This window comes from Streptomyces sp. NPDC098781 (assembly GCF_044759995.1).
In the GTDB taxonomy this organism is placed as follows: domain Bacteria; phylum Actinomycetota; class Actinomycetes; order Streptomycetales; family Streptomycetaceae; genus Streptomyces.
In genome coordinates, this window is the sequence record NZ_JBIWAK010000004.1 from 199,315 (window position 1) to 216,585 (window position 17,271).

General features: G+C 71.8%; 13 protein-coding genes. 4 read left to right on the forward strand and 9 right to left on the reverse strand.

What is annotated here, in order from left to right:
- Positions 1 to 19: 19 nt before the first annotated feature.
- The 3 genes from ACIQWG_RS17835 (at position 20) to ACIQWG_RS17845 (ending at position 2,564) form a co-directional block, all read left to right on the forward strand.
- Positions 20 to 799, forward strand: coding sequence for a S1 family peptidase (locus ACIQWG_RS17835; RefSeq protein ID WP_404096279.1), 780 nt, complete (start codon positions 20 to 22; stop codon positions 797 to 799).
- A gap of 203 nt (positions 800 to 1,002) precedes the next feature.
- Entirely contained in the window at positions 1,003 to 1,410 is a 408-nt protein-coding gene (locus ACIQWG_RS17840) for a YciI family protein (RefSeq protein ID WP_404096282.1), read from the forward strand.
- Positions 1,411 to 1,418: 8 nt separating this feature from the next.
- Entirely contained in the window at positions 1,419 to 2,564 is a 1,146-nt protein-coding gene (locus tag ACIQWG_RS17845) for an RNA polymerase sigma factor (protein ID WP_404097701.1), read from the forward strand.
- A 20-nt stretch (positions 2,565 to 2,584) separates the two neighbouring features.
- Here the strand turns inward: ACIQWG_RS17845 and ACIQWG_RS17850 are convergent, their stop codons facing one another.
- Together ACIQWG_RS17850 and ACIQWG_RS17855 are read right to left on the reverse strand one after the other, a co-directional pair.
- Positions 2,585 to 3,895, reverse strand: coding sequence for a hypothetical protein (locus tag ACIQWG_RS17850; RefSeq protein ID WP_404096285.1), 1,311 nt, complete (start codon positions 3,893 to 3,895; stop codon positions 2,585 to 2,587).
- A gap of 132 nt (positions 3,896 to 4,027) precedes the next feature.
- Positions 4,028 to 7,054, reverse strand: a complete 3,027-nt coding sequence (locus tag ACIQWG_RS17855; RefSeq protein ID WP_404096287.1) for a glycoside hydrolase family 3 protein — start codon at positions 7,052 to 7,054, stop codon at positions 4,028 to 4,030.
- Between the two features lie 238 nt (positions 7,055 to 7,292).
- Here ACIQWG_RS17855 and ACIQWG_RS17860 point away from each other — a divergent pair, with 238 nt between their 5' ends.
- On the forward strand, positions 7,293 to 9,158 hold the full coding sequence (locus tag ACIQWG_RS17860) for a lectin (RefSeq protein ID WP_404096290.1): 1,866 nt from the start codon (positions 7,293 to 7,295) through the stop codon (positions 9,156 to 9,158).
- A gap of 4 nt (positions 9,159 to 9,162) precedes the next feature.
- On the opposite strand, the gene ACIQWG_RS17865 is transcribed toward ACIQWG_RS17860, so the two are convergent.
- The 7 genes from ACIQWG_RS17865 to ACIQWG_RS17895 form a co-directional block, all read right to left on the reverse strand.
- Positions 9,163 to 9,591 (reverse strand): VOC family protein, encoded by a 429-nt coding sequence (locus tag ACIQWG_RS17865; protein WP_404096291.1) that lies wholly within the window; start codon positions 9,589 to 9,591, stop codon positions 9,163 to 9,165.
- A gap of 55 nt (positions 9,592 to 9,646) precedes the next feature.
- Positions 9,647 to 11,251 (reverse strand): citramalate synthase, encoded by a 1,605-nt coding sequence (cimA, locus tag ACIQWG_RS17870; protein WP_404096292.1) that lies wholly within the window; start codon positions 11,249 to 11,251, stop codon positions 9,647 to 9,649.
- 305 nt (positions 11,252 to 11,556) lie between these two features.
- A complete protein-coding gene (locus ACIQWG_RS17875; protein WP_404096294.1) occupies positions 11,557 to 12,816 on the reverse strand; it encodes a hypothetical protein in 1,260 nt (419 codons plus the stop codon).
- Between the two features lie 26 nt (positions 12,817 to 12,842).
- Positions 12,843 to 14,894 carry a TolB family protein gene (locus ACIQWG_RS17880; RefSeq protein WP_404096297.1) on the reverse strand — a complete coding sequence of 684 codons (2,052 nt, stop codon included), beginning with the start codon at positions 14,892 to 14,894 and terminating at the stop codon, positions 12,843 to 12,845.
- A gap of 203 nt (positions 14,895 to 15,097) precedes the next feature.
- Positions 15,098 to 15,712: a TetR/AcrR family transcriptional regulator gene (locus ACIQWG_RS17885; RefSeq protein ID WP_404096300.1), complete on the reverse strand. Its 615-nt coding sequence runs from the start codon at positions 15,710 to 15,712 to the stop codon at positions 15,098 to 15,100.
- Complete coding sequence (locus ACIQWG_RS17890) at positions 15,709 to 16,203, reverse strand: hypothetical protein (RefSeq protein WP_404096303.1); 495 nt, start codon at positions 16,201 to 16,203, stop codon at positions 15,709 to 15,711. The genes ACIQWG_RS17885 and ACIQWG_RS17890 overlap by 4 nt, the downstream gene beginning before the upstream one ends.
- Positions 16,204 to 16,229: 26 nt before the next feature.
- Entirely contained in the window at positions 16,230 to 17,270 is a 1,041-nt protein-coding gene (locus ACIQWG_RS17895; protein ID WP_404096306.1) for an agmatine/peptidylarginine deiminase, read from the reverse strand.
- Position 17,271: the final 1 nt, after the last annotated feature.

A 17,271-nucleotide genomic window follows, 5' to 3' on the forward strand; every position in this document is an offset into this window, starting at 1 on the left:
CCCCACGGAAGGCATCACGTTGAAGAAGCTCATCACCGCCCTCAAGAGATGCGCGGTCCTCGGCGCCGCCGCTCTCGCGATCGTCAGCCTTCAGCCCGTGTCGGCCGCGCAGGCCGACTCGCGCGTCGTCGGCGGAACCCGCGCCACGCAGGGCGAGTTCCCGTTCATGGTCCGGCTCTCCATGGGCTGTGGCGGCGCGCTGTACACCCAGCAGATCGTGCTCACCGCCGCGCACTGCGTGGGCTCGACCGGCCCCAACACCTCCATCACCGCCACCGCCGGCGTCGTGGACCTCCAGTCCACCAGCGGCCGCGTCCAGGTCCGTTCCACGTACGTGTACCGGGCCCCCGGCTACAACGGCGACGGCAAGGACTGGGCGCTCATCAAGCTCGCCCAGCCGATCAACCTCCCGACGCTGAAGATCGCCACGACCACGCAGTACAACACCGGCACCTTCACCGTGGCCGGCTGGGGCGCGGCCCGTGAGGGCGGTGCCCAGCAGCGCTACATGCTCAAGGCCAACGTGCCGTTCGTCAGCGACGCCCAGTGCCGTTCCTACAGCGGCTACAGCGGCCTCATCGCCAACGAGGAGATCTGCGCCGGCTTCCCGTCCGGTGGCGTCGACACCTGCCAGGGCGACTCCGGCGGCCCGATGTTCCGCCGTGACGCGAGCAACGCCTGGATCCAGGTCGGCATCGTCAGCTGGGGCATAGGCTGCGCCCGCCCGAACGCCCCCGGTGTCTACACCGAGGTCTCCACCTTCGCCTCCGCGATCGCCTCGGCGGCGTCCTCGCTCTGACCTTCCCGGCGGCTTCGACCCGCCGTGATCACGGGCCCGGTGTCCTCGGACGCCGGGCCCGTCCGTGCGCCGGCCGTCCCCTCCGGGGCCGGTCCGAAAGACCCGTCCAGAATTTTCGTACGGCGATGTCGAGAACGCGTGCCCGGCTCCGTCCCAGGGGTGAACGCGACCACAATGGGTCGCACAGCACCGAGGAGACCACCATGGCGAAGTACCTGCTGCTCAAGCACTACCGCGGCGCCCCGGCGGCGGTGAACGACGTCCCGATGGACCAGTGGACGCCGGAGGAGATCTCGGCCCACGTGCAGTACATGAACGACTTCGCGTCCCGGCTGGAGAAGACCGGCGAGTTCGTCGACGGCCAGGCGCTGGCCCAGGAGGGCGCATGGGTCCGGTACGACGGTGAGGGGCGCCCGCCGGTCACCGACGGCCCGTTCGCCGAGACCAAGGACCTGATCGCCGGCTGGATGGTGATCGACGTCGACACCTACGAGCGCGCGGTCGAGCTGGCCGGGGAACTCTCGGCGGCCCCCGGGGCGGGCGGGAAGCCGATCCACGAGTGGCTGGAGCTGCGTCCGTTCTACGGCGTGTCACCCACCATCACGGAGTGACCGTGTCGATGGACGAGACCCTGCTCAGGAGTCTCACCCCGGGCGTGCTCACGATCCTCGTCCGCCGCGGAGCCGACTTCGCGGCGGCCGAGGACGCCGTGCAGGACGCGCTGGTCGAGGCGGTCCGCGTCTGGCCGGCGGATCCGCCACGGGACGCGAAGGGCTGGCTGGTCACCGTGGCCTGGCGCAAGTTCCTCGACGCGACCCGGGCGGACGCCGCCCGCCGTCGGCGTGAGGACCGTGTCGAGGAGGAGCCGGCGCCCGGCCCGGCGCCCGCGGTGGACGACACCCTCCAGCTCTACTTCCTGTGCGCCCACCCGTCGCTGACCCCGTCGTCGGCGGTCGCGCTCACACTGCGCGCCGTCGGCGGCCTGACCACCCGGCAGATCGCCCAGGCCTACCTGGTGCCCGAGGCGACGATGGCGCAGCGCATCAGCCGCGCCAAGCGCACCGTGTCCGGCGTCCGGTTCGACCAGCCCGGCGACGTCGCCACCGTGCTACGGGTGCTGTACCTGGTCTTCAACGAGGGCTACTCCGGCGACGTCGACCTCGCCGCCGAGGCCATCCGGCTCACCCGGCAGCTCTCGGCGGCGGTCGACCACCCCGAGGTGCGCGGGCTGCTGGCCCTGATGCTGCTCCACCACGCCCGGCGCGCGGCGAGGACGGCCCCCGACGGGAGCCTGGTGCCGCTCGCCGAGCAGGACCGGGGCCGGTGGGACACCGCGGCGATCGCCGAGGGCGTCGGGATCCTCCAGGCGGCCCTCGCCCGCGACCGGCTGGGCGAGTTCCAGGCCCAGGCCGCCATCGCGGCCTTGCACGCCGACGCGCCCGAGGCCGAGGAGACGGACTGGGTGCAGATCGTCGAGTGGTACGACGAACTCGCGCGCCTGACCGACAGCCCGGTCGTCCGGCTCAACCGCGCCGTCGCCGTGGGCGAGGCCGACGGTCCGCGGGCCGGTCTCGCGGCCCTCGCGGCGCTGGACGAATCGCTGCCCCGCCACACCGCGGTGGCGGCCTACCTCCATGAACGCGAGGGCGATCTGCCGACCGCGGCGCGGCTGTACGTCGAGGCCGCCCGGAAGGCTCCCGACCTCGCCGAACGCGACCATCTGACCCGTCAGGCCGCCCGGCTCAACGCCCGTCTGCGCGGCTGATCGGGCGCGCCCCGGACCAGTCAGAATCCTCCGCCGCCGAAGTCCCCGCCCCCGAACCCGCCGCCGTCGAACCCGCCCCCGAAGTCCCCGGCGTCGAAGTCCGCTCCGGACATGTCGCCGCCCTCGTACCCGCCGCCGTAGCCGTATCCCGCGCCGTAGTCGGCCGCGTAGGCCGGGGTGGCCATCGCGCTGCCGAGCAGGGTGCCGATGAGAAGGCCGGGAAGGATGCCGCCGCCGAAGTAGCCGCCCGCCCAGGGGCCGTAGGCGGGGCCCGCGTCCCAGTACGGACGGCGGCCCTGCTCGGTGTCGACCTCGCGGATGACGGGGTCACGGCCGTCGGCAAGGCGACCGCGGTCCGCCGCGCAGACCGGGACCTCGCGCGCGCTGCCGCCGGGCGGCGTCCAGGTCTCGTCCGCCACCGACGGGCCGTGCCGGGGGTCGAAGAAGCACGGTGGCCGGCGCTCCGGTAGCGGCCGGTGCTCCCGTCGCGCGGCGAGCTGGGTGAGCGAGAACCGGCCGTCCTCCAGGGCCTGGCTGACCGCCTTGACGTCCTCCGGTTTGCGGGCCGAGTCCATCAGCCGTTTCGCCTGCTCGTAGGCGTCCAGGGCACGCTCGTAGTCCCCGCGCATCGCGTCGTCGGCGCCGGGCTCGGCCGGGTGGAAGTCCAGGCGGTCCAGTTCCTCGCCGAAGGCGGTGATGTCCTCGTCGACCACCACCCGCAGCTTCTCCAGCGCCGCCCGCTGCTCCCGCTCGTGGCGCCGCCGGTTGCGCCGGATGAGCGCGTACGCGCCCGCGCCGCCCGCCGCCACCACCGCGCCGAAGGCGATCAGACCGCCGGCGTCCACGCCGGAGCCGCCGCCGTCGCTCCAACTGGCCGGTGCGGTGCCGCCCACGTTGCGCAGCGCCGAGTCGACGAAGTCGTTGAGCTGGGCCTTGGGATCACCGGCGGTCTGCACCGAGGTGACCAGGTTGTCCACCGCCTGCCGGGACATCACCGAGGCGTCGGCCGCCGCGTCGAAGCGATCGCCGACGTGGACGCCGTACAGGCCGGTGATGCCGGTCTCCGTACGGAGGTTCAGCAGGAGGTTCCGGGTCGGCTGGTCGGCCGGCAGGACCGCGATGAAGACCGGCTTGTCGGCGTCCTCGATCTTGTCGGCGAGCGCTTCGGCGTCCGCCGACGAGAGCTGGTCCGAGGCGGCAGGGTCCACGTACACGGGGCCGTCCCGCAGCGCCTCGCCGACCTTCGAAAGGTCCGTGGCCGCATGTGCGCCGGGCGTGCCCGCCGTGAACACCGCGGCTCCCGCGGCGACCGGCACGATCAGCAAGCGCATGAGGCCCCTGAAGAGAGGAGTCCTCATACTTCGACGCTACCTGATGGGACGGGCAAAGGCGCCGGTCCCGGTGGCTGGATTCGCACCGGGACCGGCGACCGCGCGGCATCCCACCGCGTGCCGTACGGCGGCTCAGGCCGCGCGGTACGCCGCGATCAGCCTCTCCACCGCCGCCCCGTACCGGCCGATCAGCAGCAGATGGTCCGCCTCGGCGAAGGGCTTGGCCACCGCCTCGGTGATCCCCGCTCCGGCGGCCCGCTGCTGGACGATCAGCCGGGCCTTGGTGACGAGCGCGCGCCCGGCGTCCTCGGCCCCGGCCTTCTCCGCGGCCCTCGCCGCGAGGGCGAGCGCCGTCAGGGTCGCGGTGCCGCCCCCGGGCACCTTGGTCAGGGTGGTCAGGCCCCAGCCGTACGGGTACCGCGGGTCGTACGACGCGTCACCGACGTTGATCGGCAGCTGGGCCTCCGACCGGGGCCAGGTCACGGGCAGCTGCCCCGTGAAGGGCCGCTTCCCGTAGAGCACGTCCGCCACGCCGTCGCCCTCGGTGCCCGGCAGCCAGGAGGCGACCAGGGCGTCGATCCCGGACAGCCGGTCGTCGTCGATGAGCTGCGGGCGTCCGGAGACGATCAGCACCGCGCACTTCATCGCCGCGCACACCTTGTCGACGGCCGCCTGGTCGGCCGCGCTCAGCCGCAGGTCGTGCCCGTTGCCGACATCGCCGACGCCCTCGGCGTACGGGGTCTCGCCGACCACCACGACACCCACGTCATGGCCGGCCGTCGGTGCCGTCGCGTCCTTGGAGTACGTCAGCCGCGCGGAGCTCTTCCGCATCGCCTCCAGGACCGTCGTGCCGGGTGTGATGTCCCCGGACGCGCCCTGCCAGGTGATCGTCCAGCCGCCGCTCTGGTTGCCGATGTCGTCGGCGTTGGACCCGGCGACGTACACCTTCTGCGACTTGCGCAGCGGCAGCAGCCCGCCGGTGTTCTTCAGCAGCACCTGCGACTCGGCCACCGCCTGCCGCGCGACGGCCCGGTGTCCGGCGGAACCGATCCTCGCCGCGCCGCTGGTGTCGGCGTACGGCTTCTCGAAGAGCCCGAGGCGGAACTTCTGGGTGAGGATGCGGGAGACGGCGTCATCGATCCGCCGCTCGCCGACCCGCCCGGCCTCCACCTCGGCGACGAGCGCGGAGTGGAAGTCCTTGTAGGAGTACGGCGCCATCACCATGTCGACACCGGCGTTGACCGACGTGCGCACATCGCTGACGTAGTCGCCGGGGATCTGGTCGATGCCGTTCCAGTCGCTGATGACGAAGCCGTCGAAGCCCATGCGGTCCTTGAGCACACCGTTGATCATGTCGGCGCGGGCGTGCATCTTGACCGGGCCCCGACCGTCGCCGACGAGGTCGAGCGAGGAGTACGACGGCATGACCGTGCCGACACCGCGGTCGACCGCGCCGGCGTACGGCGCCAGGTGGACGGCCTCCAGCTGCTGCCGGGTGACCTCGGTGACGCCCTGGTCGATGGTGTAGGTGCCGTTGGTGGAGGTGCCGTAGCCGGTGCCGCCGTCGCCCACGAAGTGCTTGGCGGTGGCGAGGACCTTGTCGTCGTCCTTCAGGTCCTTGCCGTTCGCGGCGCCCTGGAGGCCCTGGATGATCGTCTCCATCGACTCCACGAGGGCCGGGTCCTCACCGAACGACTCGTAGGCCCGCCCCCATCGGTCGTCCCGCGTCACGCAGAGACAGGGCGCGAAGTCCCAGGGGATGCCGGTGGCCCGGGTCTCGGCGGCCGTCACCGCGCCCGCCCGGTAGGCCGTCTGCGGGTTCCGGGTCGCGCCGAGTCCGATGTTGTGCGGCATGATCGTCGCGCCGACCAGGTTGTTGTGGCCGTGCACGGCGTCGACGCCGTAGATCAGCGGGATCTGGAAACGGGTCGCCTGCGCCCGGAGCTGGAAGCCGTCGATCATCCTGGCCCAGGCCTCGGGGGTGTTGGGCGTCGGTGTCGAACCGCCGCCGGAGAGCAGCGAGCCGAGGGCGTGGGCGGCGACGTCGCCGCCGTTCCCGACGGCGCCGCGCTCGGCCTGGGTCATCTGGCCGGCCTTCTCGGCCAGGGACATCCGCGACAGGAGGTCGGCCACCCGCTTCTTCACCGGCAACTCGCGGTTCAGATACGGCAGTCCGTGCGCGTCGACGACGACCTGCGGGGTCTCGGCCGGGGCCTTGGCGCCGGTGACCGTCAGCCTCAGCGGGACGGTCTCGGCGGGCTCGGCGGACCTGTCCTTGAGGGTGGGGACGCGGACGGTGCGCGCCGTGCCGGAGACGGTTCCGGCGGGGAAGGTGACCGTGCCGCTGACCGGTGTGTAGTCCTTGCCGGCGTCCGCGCTGCCGCCCGTGGTCCCGTACGTGACGGTCACCGGCTCATCCAACGGGGCCGACCCGGTGGTGGCGACGGTGATCCGCACGGCTGCCGTGCCGCCCTCGCGCACCGGGTAGACGGCGGCGTCGGTGGTGACGGAGGCGCGCAGCGACTGGTCCGCCCTGCCGTACAGCTCGACGCCGTCCATGGCGAACTCGCCCTGGGCGCCGGCGGGGAGGGTGACGGAGTAGCCCCAGCTCTCGGTGAGGCCGAGGACGTGGTCGATGCCGCCGACGGGCTGGTAGTCCGTACGGTAGGTGAAGTCGGCGAAGGGCAGCTCGATCTGTTTCCAGCCGCTGAAGTCGTCGGTGAAGGACGTCGTCCAGAGCTCGGAGGCCTCGCCGTTGGCGCCGCCGTCCTTGAGCTCGAAGGGGATCTTCTTGCCGTTGTCCTGACCCTCCCACCAGAACCGGACCCCCTTGTGGGCGGACCAGTCGTGGGCGGGCTCGGCGAAGGCGAAGTCGTGGGCGAAGCCGCCGTAGCCGCTGATGTCGTAGGTGCCGGTGAGGACCTTCTCGCCCTCGGGGGCGTCGGCGCGGGCGGTCAGCCGCAGCGTGGGCGGGTCGTCGTTGTCGCTGCCCCAGGTGAAGATGCCCTCGGCGGGCGGGCGCGCGAAGGGGACCTCGCCCTCGAAGCGGTCGACCGGGACCGGCGCGGGGTCGTCGGCGCCGGACGCGGGGCCGGCGGCGGTGAGCGGGAGCAGGGTGGTGCAGAGGGCGGCGGAGACGAGCAGGGCGGTTCTTCGCATGGAACGTCCCTCGACTCTCAGGATCCACTGATGACTTACCTCAAGGCGTGAGTTAACTGGTGGCCATCTTTGGCGTCAAGACTTCACGTCAGAACCGTTGCGCACTCAAGTCCTGGCCGGATCAGCGGTGTTCTCTCTTCATCTCATGAACGCGCGACCCCTTGACGCGCCCACGAAGCCGTCATTTACTCACGCCTCGCACGCCCCCATCCCCCACCCCCCAGAAGGGCTGTGCTTCATGAGGAGATCCACTCGGACGCTCGGTCTGCTCCTCGCCGGGCTCCTCACCTCGGCCGGTTTCTCCGCGGCCACTCCCGCGCAGGCCGTCGGCGAACAGGTCACCGCCTGGCTCACCACGACGGACGACGGCGGCGGACGCCATGTGGTGCGCGGGCTCCAGCCGCAGTCGCCGTTCGCCTTCCAGTCCGGCTCCGGCGGCGGTGGCGAGAACATCACCGTCGACGAGAACACCCGCTACCAGACCTTCACCGGCGGCGGCGCCTCCTTCACGGACACCGCGGCCTGGCTGATGGACGGCAGCGGCGCGCTGTCGCAGGCCACGAAGGACGACACCATGCGCAAGCTGTTCTCCCCGACGGAGGGCATCGGGCTGTCGTTCCTGCGCAACCCCATGGGCGGTTCGGACCTCGCCCGCTTCGGCTACACCTACGACGACCTGCCGGCCGGGCAGACCGATCCGGATCTGTCCGAGTTCTCGATCGCGCACGACCTCCAGGACGTCGTACCGCTGACGAAGCAGGCCCGGCAGCTCAACCCGGGGCTCACCGTGATGGCGTCGCCGTGGACGGCGCCCGCCTGGATGAAGGACAACGGCCAGCTCAACGGCGGCTGGCTGAAAGCGGAGCACTACGGGGCGTACGCCTCCTACTTCGTGAAGTACGTGCAGGCCTACCAGGCCCAGGGCATCCCGATCTCCTACGTCACCGCCCAGAACGAGCCGACCTGCTGCTCGGGCTATCCGTCGATGAGCTGGAACGCGAGCGGGCTGGCGTACTTCACCAAGAACGAACTGCTGCCGAAGCTCCAGGCGGCCGGGCTGTCCACCAAGGTGCTGGCGCACGACTGGAACTGGGACACCTACGACGCGTACGCCGCCCAGACGGTCGACGACGCGGCGGTCCGCACCCACCCGAACTTCGGCGGGATCGCCTGGCACGGCTACGGCGGTGACGTGGCCAAGCAGACCTCGGTGCACAACGAGTACCCGCAGCTGGACGCCTTCGGCACCGAGCACTCGGGCGGCACCTGGATCGCCAACCAGCAGCGCGAGGACATGATGAACATCATCGACTACACCCGGAACTGGGCGAAGTCGGTGACGAAGTGGTCGCTGGCGGTGGACCAGAACCGGGGGCCGCACAACGGCGGCTGCGGGACCTGCGACGGTTTCATCACCGTGCACAACGGGGACTCCCGGCACGGTCAGGTCGACTACACCGTCGAGTACTACACGATGGGCCATCTGACGAAGTTCGTGAAGCCGGGGGCGCACCGGATCGCGTCCACGGCGTCGTCGTCGGTGCCGAACGTGGCGTGGCGGAACCCGGACGGGTCCAAGGCGCTGATCGCCTACAACGACGCGTCCACCGCGAAGACGGTGACGATCAACTGGGGTTCGCAGCACGCCACTTACTCACTTCCGGGCAAGACCTCGGCGACCTTCACCTGGTCGGGCGCGCAGACCGAGGGCCCGTCGCAGTCGGGGGCGTTCGTGGGCCTCGCGGACAAGTGCCTGGATGTCGCGGGCGGTTCGTCGGCCAACGGCACGGCGGTGCAGCTCTACGACTGCAACGGCTCCTCCGCCCAGCGGTGGACGGTGCAGTCCGACGGGTCGGTGCGGGCGCTCGGCAAGTGCCTGGACGTCACCTCCGGCTCGACCTCCGACGGGGCGAAGGTGCAGCTGTACGACTGCAACGGCACGGGTGCCCAGCAGTGGTCGTACAGCGCGTCGACGGGCGACATGGTCAACCGCGCGGCGAACAGGTGCCTCGACGTGACGGGCAACTCCTCCGCGAACGGGTCCCGGGCGCAGATCTGGAGTTGCACGGGCGCGGGCAACCAGAAGTGGCATCTGCGGGCCTAGCGGCTCAGGCGAACGGCTCGCCGACACCCAGCAGGTTGCCCTCGCTGTCGTGGAACCAGGCGGCGCGCTCCCCGCGGAAGCCTTTGCTGGGGTAGTGCCCCTCGATGTCGGCGATGCCGTTCGTCGTGCGCAAGCCGGGCACGTCGACCTCCTCGAACTCGACGCCGCGCCGCCTGAGTTCCGCCACGAGCGCCTCGACGTCCTCGACCTGCCAGCCCATCTGGGTGAAGGTGCCGGGGGACGCCCCCGTCGACTGGTACACGGCGAACTCCGTGCCGCCGCAGCGGTACAGCAGCCCGCCCGGCCGCTCGTCGACGGGCTCCAGCCCGAGCTTCTCGGCGTAGAAGCGCCGCGCCCGCTCCAGGTCCTGGGCGGGCAGGCGGGTCGCTACCTGCCCCCGGGACAACAAGTTCCGCACCCTGTCCGTGTCCATGGCTCCACTGTGCCGTGAACGCGCGCCCGGGGGCGGGCGGCGAGGTCCGTTCGGCCTACTCGGCCGGCGTCACCCCGGCCCGCAGCAGCCCGTAGGTGTAGGCGTCCTCCAGGGCCTGCCAGGACGCGGCGATGACGTTGTCCGCCACTCCCACCGTGGACCACTCCCCCGTGCCGTCGGACGTGGCGATCAGGACGCGGGTCGTGGACTGGGTGCCGTGGACGCCCTCCAGGATGCGGACCTTGTAGTCGACGAGGTCCAGCTTGGCGAGCTGGGGGTAGATCTTCTCCAGGGCGACGCGGAGCGCGCGGTCGAGGGCGTTGACCGGGCCGTTGCCCTCCGCGGTGGCGACGATGCGCTCGCCCTTGGCGTAGAGCTTGACCGTGGCCTCGTTGGCGTGGGTGCCGTCGGGGCGGTCCTCGACGATCGCGCGCCAGGACTCGACCTCGAAGTACTTCAGCGGCCTGCCCTCGACCTCGGCCCGCAGGAGGAGTTCGAAGCTCGCGTCGGCCGCCTCGTAGGTGTAGCCCGCGAGCTCGCGCTCCTTCACCCGCTCGACCACCCGGCCGACCAGCTCCCGGTCGCCGCCGAGGTCGATCCCGAGCTCCTTGCCCTTGAGCTCGACGGAGGCCCGGCCGGCCATGTCGGAGACCAGCATCCGCATGGTGTTGCCGACCCGCTCGGGGTCGATGTGCTGGTACAGGTCCGGGTCGACCTTGATCGCGGAGGCGTGCAGGCCGGCCTTGTGCGCGAAGGCGGAGACACCGACGTACGGCTGGTGCGTGGACGGGGTGAGGTTGACGACCTCGGCGATCGCGTGGGAGATCCTCGTCATCTCCCTCAGCCGGCCCTCGGGGAGGACCTTCTTGCCGTACTTCAGCTCCAGGGCCGCCACCACCGGGAAGAGGTTGGCGTTGCCGACGCGCTCGCCGTAGCCGTTGGCCGTGCACTGGACGTGGGTGGCGCCCGCGTCGACCGCCGCGAGGGTGTTGGCGACCGCGCAGCCGGTGTCGTCCTGGGCGTGGATGCCGAGCCGGGCGCCGGTGTCGGCGAGGACCGTGGAGACGACCGCCTGGACCTGGGCGGGGAGCATGCCGCCGTTGGTGTCGCAGAGGATCACGACGTCGGCGCCGGCCTCGGCGGCGGCGCGCACGACGGCTTTCGCGTACTCGGCGTTGGCGCGGTAGCCGTCGAAGAAGTGCTCGCAGTCGACGAAGACGCGGCGGCCCTGGTCGCGGAGGTACGAGACCGTGTCGCGGACCATGGCCAGGTTCTCGTCCAGCGTCGTGCGCAGGGCCAGCTCGACATGGCGGTCGTGGGACTTCGCGACCAGCGTGACGACCGGGGCGCCGGACTCCAGGAGCGCCTTGACCTGCGGGTCCTCGGACGCCTTGGCGCCCGCGCGGCGGGTGGCGCCGAAGGCGACGAGCTGGGCGTTCCGGAAGTCGATCTCCTGCCGGGCGCGCGCGAAGAACTCGGTGTCCCTCGGGTTGGCGCCGGGCCAGCCGCCCTCGATGAAGCCCACGCCGAACTCGTCCAGGTGACGGGCGATGGCCAGCTTGTCGGCGACGGTGAGGTTGATGCCCTCACGCTGTGCGCCGTCGCGCAGGGTCGTGTCGAAGACGTGGAACGAGTCGTCGAGCTCGCTGGTTGCGGTCATGGTCGTAAGGCTCCTGTATTGGATCTCGGTCTACCGGAATGACCGGCTCCACCGCCCCACCTATGGTCCCTCACGCACTCCGCCCGGCTTCGGGTGGGCCGGAAACAGAAAAACCTCTCGCGGGTGCGAGAGGTCTGCGCGCGGGTCGAGGACGACGGTGTCCGCCCGTACTTGGTCGTACGTGGCGGTCACTGCGGACCGGCGCGCCTGCTGCCAATAATCATGGCGAACGAGAGCACGGGGGCAGTCTGGCACAAGTCGCCCCCGTGCTCACCGTCCGTCTCAGGATGCGAGCACTGTGCTGATCACCGCAGGTGGCGGACGTAGACGTGGGTGGTGTCCTGGGTGTCGTCCGGCACGAGGTCGGCGCCCCGGCTGCTGAAGGCGACCGTGCGGCCGTGCCGGTCGATCACCGAGTACTCCGCGTAGTCGGCGCTCGGGCCGCCCTGCGCCGCGGCGCTGACGAGCTCCGTGCGTCCGGTGCGCAGGTCGCGCACGTAGACCTGGCGTGCGGCGTTCGGGTCGGCCGGGGCGGCGGAGCCGAACGCCAGATACCTGCCGTCGGCGCTGAGCCGGGCGAAGCCGGTGTAGGCGGCCGGGTCGGCGGCGTCGATGCGGCGCAGGTCCCCCGACTTCAGGTCGCGGACGAAGACGTTGTGCGTGCCGTTGGTGTCACCCGGCGTCAGCTTCGAGTCCAGCGAGTTGAAGACCGCGTACCGGCCGTCGGCGCTGACCTGCGGGTACTCGCTGTGCCCGTCGGACACCGTGCCGTCCGGCGCCTGGTCGACCTGGGTCAGCTCGCCGCTGCGCACGTCACGGACGTAGGCGTCGCTCCAGTCGCCCCGGGTGGGGTACGGCACGAAGAACTGGTAGCCGACCTTGTCGCCGTCCGCGCTGATGGTCGGCTGGGTGGCGGCGGACTTCCAGGCGCCCTCGCCGGGGACCTGGCTGACGCGGACCCGCTCGCCGGTGACGCGGTCGACGCGGTAGACCCGGTTCGAGCTGTCGCCCGCCTGCCCCGTGTCGCCGGTGCGCAGGGCCACGAAGGCGAGGTGGCGGCCGTCGGCGCTGAGGGCGGGCATGCTGCCCGCGCTGTAGCCCGTGTCGACGGCGTCGTCGATCCGCTGGAGGGCGCCGGTGCGCAGGTCCTTGACGAAGATGTGGTTGTCGGCGGTGTTGTAGGTGGGGTTGGAGGTGAACGCCAGGTACCGGCCGTCGGCGCTCAGCGAGACGTCCAGGACGTTGGCGTTCCCCGGGCTGCCTTCCGCCGCGGTGCTCGCCAGGCGGGTGACGCCGGTCCGCAGGTCGCGCACGAACGCGTCGGCGACGCCGTTGGAGTCGCCCGCGACGAGGTTGTCGGCGTCGGAGACGAAGGCCAGATAGCGGCCGTCGGCGCTCAGGCTCTGCCCGTGGGAGCCACGGTTGCCGTCCGTGCCGTCCGGCGCCACGCTCGCCTTCTCGGTGTGCGGCGCCCTGGGCGCGGCGCCCGCCGACGCCCCCGACACGGTCGCCGTCGCGGCGGCCAGGGCGATGGCGAGCGCGACAACTCGCGTGGTGCTGTGCATGGTTGTTCCCCCGTAGATGGTCGTTGTCATTGAACTGTCCGCAGGAAGACGTCCGACACCCCGTTGGTGTCCCCCTCCACCAGATCGGGTGATGCCGACTCGAACGCGACGACGGTGCCGTCCGCGTTGACGGCGGGGTGCCTGGCCGGAAGGTCGTTGCGGCCGCCCCAGCGGTCGACACTGACCAACTTCCGTGTGCCGGTGGCGAGTTCGAGGAGGTGGACGGAGGGACCGGAGGTGTACGCGAGAGCGGTGCCGTCCCCGGAGAGCGAGGGCTCGCCGCCCCTGACCCGGGTCGTGGCCCCGCTGTCCAGGTCACGAACGAGGACGTCCCGGCCCTGCTGGAAGGCGACCTTGCGCCCGTCGGCGGTGAGGGAGGGTGCCGTGGCGCGCTCCGCCACCTTGCGCAGGACGCCGGTGTCCAGGTCACGGACGTAGAGGTCGCCGCCCTGCTCGAAGGCGATGTACCGGCCGTCACGGCTGATCGACGGGTGGCCGGCCGCCTCGCCCGTCGGCGCGCTGACGACGTCGGTGGTGCCGCCGTCGAACCCGAAGCGGTAGACGCGGGGGCGCGGGTGCGGGTCGGCGTCGGTGGCGGGAAGGGTGGCCGCATAGGTGACCCACTGGCAGCCGGGGTCCACGACGGGCTGCCCCATCCACGTGAAGCGGACGCCGTCGTAGGAGCCCAGGCTGGTGACCTTGCCGACGGAGCGGTTGCGGATGTGGACGCCCGCGCCGCCGTCCCCCTCGGACGGAGCCGCGTAGCCCACCATGCGTCCGCTCTCGCAGGGGGTCACATCGCTCGACGGGCGCTGGTCCGTGGAGTTGACCTGGGAGGCCCCACCGCCCGTGTCGACGAACACATCGCCCGCCGACGCGAAGGCGACGACCTTGTCCTGTCCCATCACCGGGTCGTTCGATGCCAGGGTCCGCTGCTGTCCGTCGGGCGTCAGGCTGATCCGCTCGGTGACGGACGGCATCGCCGTGGGGTTCGCCCGCAGCTCGCCGGCGAAGACGAACACGTCCGACTCCCTGTTGGTGTCGCCCGGCACGAGGTGGGAGGCGCTCGAACCGAACGCCACCGCACGCCCGTCGGCGGCCAGGGCGTCCGCACCCAGCTGGGCGTCCGCCGGCAGCGCGGCTCCCCGCCGCCCCGTCCGAAGGTCCCGTACTCGCACCCCGTCCTCGCCCGCGACGACGGCGTACCGCCCGTCCCCCGTGGCCGCGAGGGGACGTCCTTCCGCCACCCGCCGGGACTCACCGGTGCGCAGGTCGTGGACGTACAGGCCGCTCTCGGCGTCGAGGAGGACTCGGCGGCCGTCGGTGGTGAGGCGGACCAGGAACGCGGCGCCGAGGCCCACGTCGGCCTGGGTCCGCTCGCCCGTCGCCCGGTCCTTGACGAAGACGTCGGCCGGGTCCGTCTCGCTGTCGGCGCGGATGCCGTACGCGATCCGCTCGCCGTCGCCGCTCACCGAGGCGCCGTTCTTGGGGCCCTCTTCGGCCGGCGAGATCAGCTCGTCGGTGCCGGTGGCCGTGTCGCGGACGTAGAGCAGCCGGGTGGCCTGCGGGCCGCTGCGGTTCCCGAGGGTGTAGGCGGCGTGCGTGCCGTCCGGGCTCAAGGACTCCAGTCGGCCCAACTCGTTGGAGCCGGGCGGGTTCTGCGGCCACAGCCGCTCCGCACGGCCGGTGGCCCGGTCGTACAGGTACGGCGCCGTGAACCGGGTGCCCGCGGAGAAGCCGACCCGGCTGCCGTCGGCGCTCAGCACCGGCGAGCCGTAGGTGTAGCCGCCGCCGAGGTCGATCCTGGTGACCCCGCCGCCTGCCACGTCCTTCAGCAGCAGGCAGGGGAAGAACTGCGCACAGCCGAAGCCCGGCGCGCCGGAGGTGAACGCGACGTGGCGGCCGTCGGCGCTGATCGCGGCATCGCTCGACGGTCCGTCGCCCTGGCTGCCGTCGGCGGCCGTGCTGACGCGGTCGGTGCGCGGCTGCTGACGCGCGGCCTGTGCCGTGGTCGCGTACGTCCAGGTGAGGCTGAGGACGACGGCCGTGCCCAGCAGGACTCTCGGGAAGCGCGACATCAGCGCACCCTCCACACCGAGAGGGTGCCGGTGAGCCGGTCGTGGAGGTCGATCCCGGACACCCGTGCGACTGTGTGCATGCTTCCCCCTGTTGTCCCCGTGGACGCTTCACCCCCGGCCCCGCGCCGAGGGCTCGCTTCGAGGCAAACGCATCACGCGCTACAGGGTCAATCCGCAGTATTGCGTACAACCAGGGCGCGGCCTCAGGAGTCCGCGAGAAGGCTGTCGTCCAGGAACTCCCTTACGTGGCGCAGGATTTGAGCCCGGTCCGTGCCGCGTAGCCCGATCGCCACATGGATGGAGAACCCGTCGAGCAGCGCCCGCAGCCGGGCCGCGAACCGGTCCGGGTCGACGGCCCGGAACTCGCCTCGCGACACCCCCTCCGCCAGCAGGGCCACGAGGTCGCGGTGCCAGGCGCCCTCGATCGCGGCCTGGCGGTCGCGGGCGTCGCCGTCGGCGTTCTGCGAGCGGTTCCAGACCTCCAGCCAGAGCGTCCAGTGCGGGTCGCGATGGCCGTCGGGGACGTACAGATCGACGTACGCGTCGAGCCGTTCACGGGCGGGTGCGGCGCGCGTCAGCAGCCGGCCGCGCTCGGCGCCCAGCCGGCCCTCGCTCCACTCCAGGGTCCGCAGCAGCAGCTCGTCCTTGGAGTGGAAGTAGTAGAGGAGATGGCCGCTGCTCATGCCGACCTCACGGCCGAGCGCCGCCATGGTGAGCTTCTCCAGACCGCGCTCGGCGATCATCTCCATGGCGGCGGCCAGCACGTCCTCGCGGGGCGGGGCCGGGGTACGGCGGCGGGGGGACGGGGGCACGCTCATGCCGTCACCACCCGGACCGCGTCGGGCAGGAAGGAGGTCTCGTAGGGGCCGGTGCACTCGGCGGTCAGCGTCGCCACCCGCGCCCGGCACCCGGGGCACAGCTCGTTCGGCCCCTCCCGCCCGGGTACGCCGCAGCACCCGATCTCCCGGACGTCGGGGTTGTCGTCCAGCAAGCCCCTGGTGTCGTCGGGGTGGACGACCAAGGTGCCGCGGGGGCCGGCCGACATCAGGCATCCCGGTCCGTCCGGGTCGAGCATGACGGCGCCGGGAACGGCCTCCCCCATCCACTCCGGGTCCGGATGCGGGACGAACGGCGCGCCGGACGGCTTGGGGTCCACCGCGTACGTGCCCCGCGGCACGGTCGACGGGGCGTGCCGTGAACCGTCTGGATTCGTCCGCCCGTCGTGCCCGTGGCGTGCAGGCAGCTCCGACAGCGGGCGCAGCGGCGGGCTCAGACGGTGCCCGCAGACCGCACAGATCAGCACATTCACCCGACTGTTCTACCTGACGCCGGCCGTCACCGGAGCTTCGGCTGCTGCTGGGTGATGCAGTGGATGCCCCCACCTCCCGCGAAGATCGTCCGGGCGTCCACCAGCGTCACCGTCCGCTCCGGGAAGAGGCGGCGGAAGATTCCGGCCGCGATCTCGTCGCGCGGGTCGTCGAAGGCGCACAGGACGACGCCGCCGTTGCAGAGGTAGTGGTTGATGTAGGAGTAGTCGGCCCAGTGGCCGTCGGCCTCCAGGACGGTCGGCGCGGGAATCTCGACGACCTCCAGGCGGCGGCCGCGCGCATCCGTCTGCGCCTTCAGGATGCCGATGATCTCCTTCGTCACCTCGTGGTCGGGGTGCGCCGGGTCCGGCTGGTGGTGTGCGACGACGACGCCGGGTCGGGCGAAGGCGGCGACGATGTCGACGTGCCCGAGCGTGCCGAAGCCGTAGGGCGGATAGTCACCGGTGAGGCCGCGCGGCAGCCAGATCGCCTTGCGGGTGCCGAGCATGCCGTGGATCTCGGCCTCCACCTCCTCCCGGGTCCAGTGCGGGTTGCGCTCGGGTCCGAGCTGGACGGTCTCGGTGAGCAGGACCGTCCCCTCGCCGTCGACATGGATCGCACCGCCCTCGTTGACCAGCCGCGAGGCGTACGTCCGTGTCGAGCCCGCCAGGTCGGAGACATAGGCGGCGATCTTCGCGTCGTGCTCCCAGCTGGCCCAGTCCTGCGCGCCCCAGCCGTTGAACGTCCAGTCGACGGCGGCGAGTTCACGTCCGTCCGTCAGAAAGGTCGGGCCGATGTCGCGCATCCAGGCGTCGTCGAGCTCTCGTTCGACGGTCTCCACATCCGCCCCGAGCAGCGTCCGCGCCTCCTCGGACTGCCCCGGGCCGCACACCACGGTCACCGGTTCGAAACGGCGGACGGCACGGGCCACCGACGCCCAGGCGATACGGGCGGCCACGAGTTCCTCGGGGTCCTCGAAGGTCACGTTCGGCCCCGGCCAGGCCATCCAGGTGCGTTCGTGCGGGGTCCACTCGGCGGGCATGCGGAAGCCATCGGAGGCAGCAGACATG

Bases quoted from the DNA above. Each gene is read 5' to 3' on its own strand.
- ACIQWG_RS17840 (WP_404096282.1), top strand. From the start codon at position 1,003: ATGGCGAAGTACCTGCTGCTCAAGCACTACCGCGGCGCCCCGGCGGCG.
- ACIQWG_RS17845 (WP_404097701.1), top strand. From the start codon at position 1,419: ATGGACGAGACCCTGCTCAGGAGTCTCACCCCGGGCGTGCTCACGATC.
- ACIQWG_RS17850 (WP_404096285.1), bottom strand. From the start codon at position 3,895: ATGCGCTTGCTGATCGTGCCGGTCGCCGCGGGAGCCGCGGTGTTCACG.
- ACIQWG_RS17855 (WP_404096287.1), bottom strand. From the start codon at position 7,054: ATGCGAAGAACCGCCCTGCTCGTCTCCGCCGCCCTCTGCACCACCCTG.
- ACIQWG_RS17860 (WP_404096290.1), top strand. From the start codon at position 7,293: ATGAGGAGATCCACTCGGACGCTCGGTCTGCTCCTCGCCGGGCTCCTC.
- ACIQWG_RS17865 (WP_404096291.1), bottom strand. From the start codon at position 9,591: ATGGACACGGACAGGGTGCGGAACTTGTTGTCCCGGGGGCAGGTAGCG.
- cimA (WP_404096292.1), bottom strand. From the start codon at position 11,251: ATGACCGCAACCAGCGAGCTCGACGACTCGTTCCACGTCTTCGACACG.
- ACIQWG_RS17875 (WP_404096294.1), bottom strand. From the start codon at position 12,816: ATGCACAGCACCACGCGAGTTGTCGCGCTCGCCATCGCCCTGGCCGCC.
- ACIQWG_RS17880 (WP_404096297.1), bottom strand. From the start codon at position 14,894: ATGTCGCGCTTCCCGAGAGTCCTGCTGGGCACGGCCGTCGTCCTCAGC.
- ACIQWG_RS17885 (WP_404096300.1), bottom strand. From the start codon at position 15,712: ATGAGCGTGCCCCCGTCCCCCCGCCGCCGTACCCCGGCCCCGCCCCGC.
- ACIQWG_RS17895 (WP_404096306.1), bottom strand. From the start codon at position 17,270: ATGTCTGCTGCCTCCGATGGCTTCCGCATGCCCGCCGAGTGGACCCCG.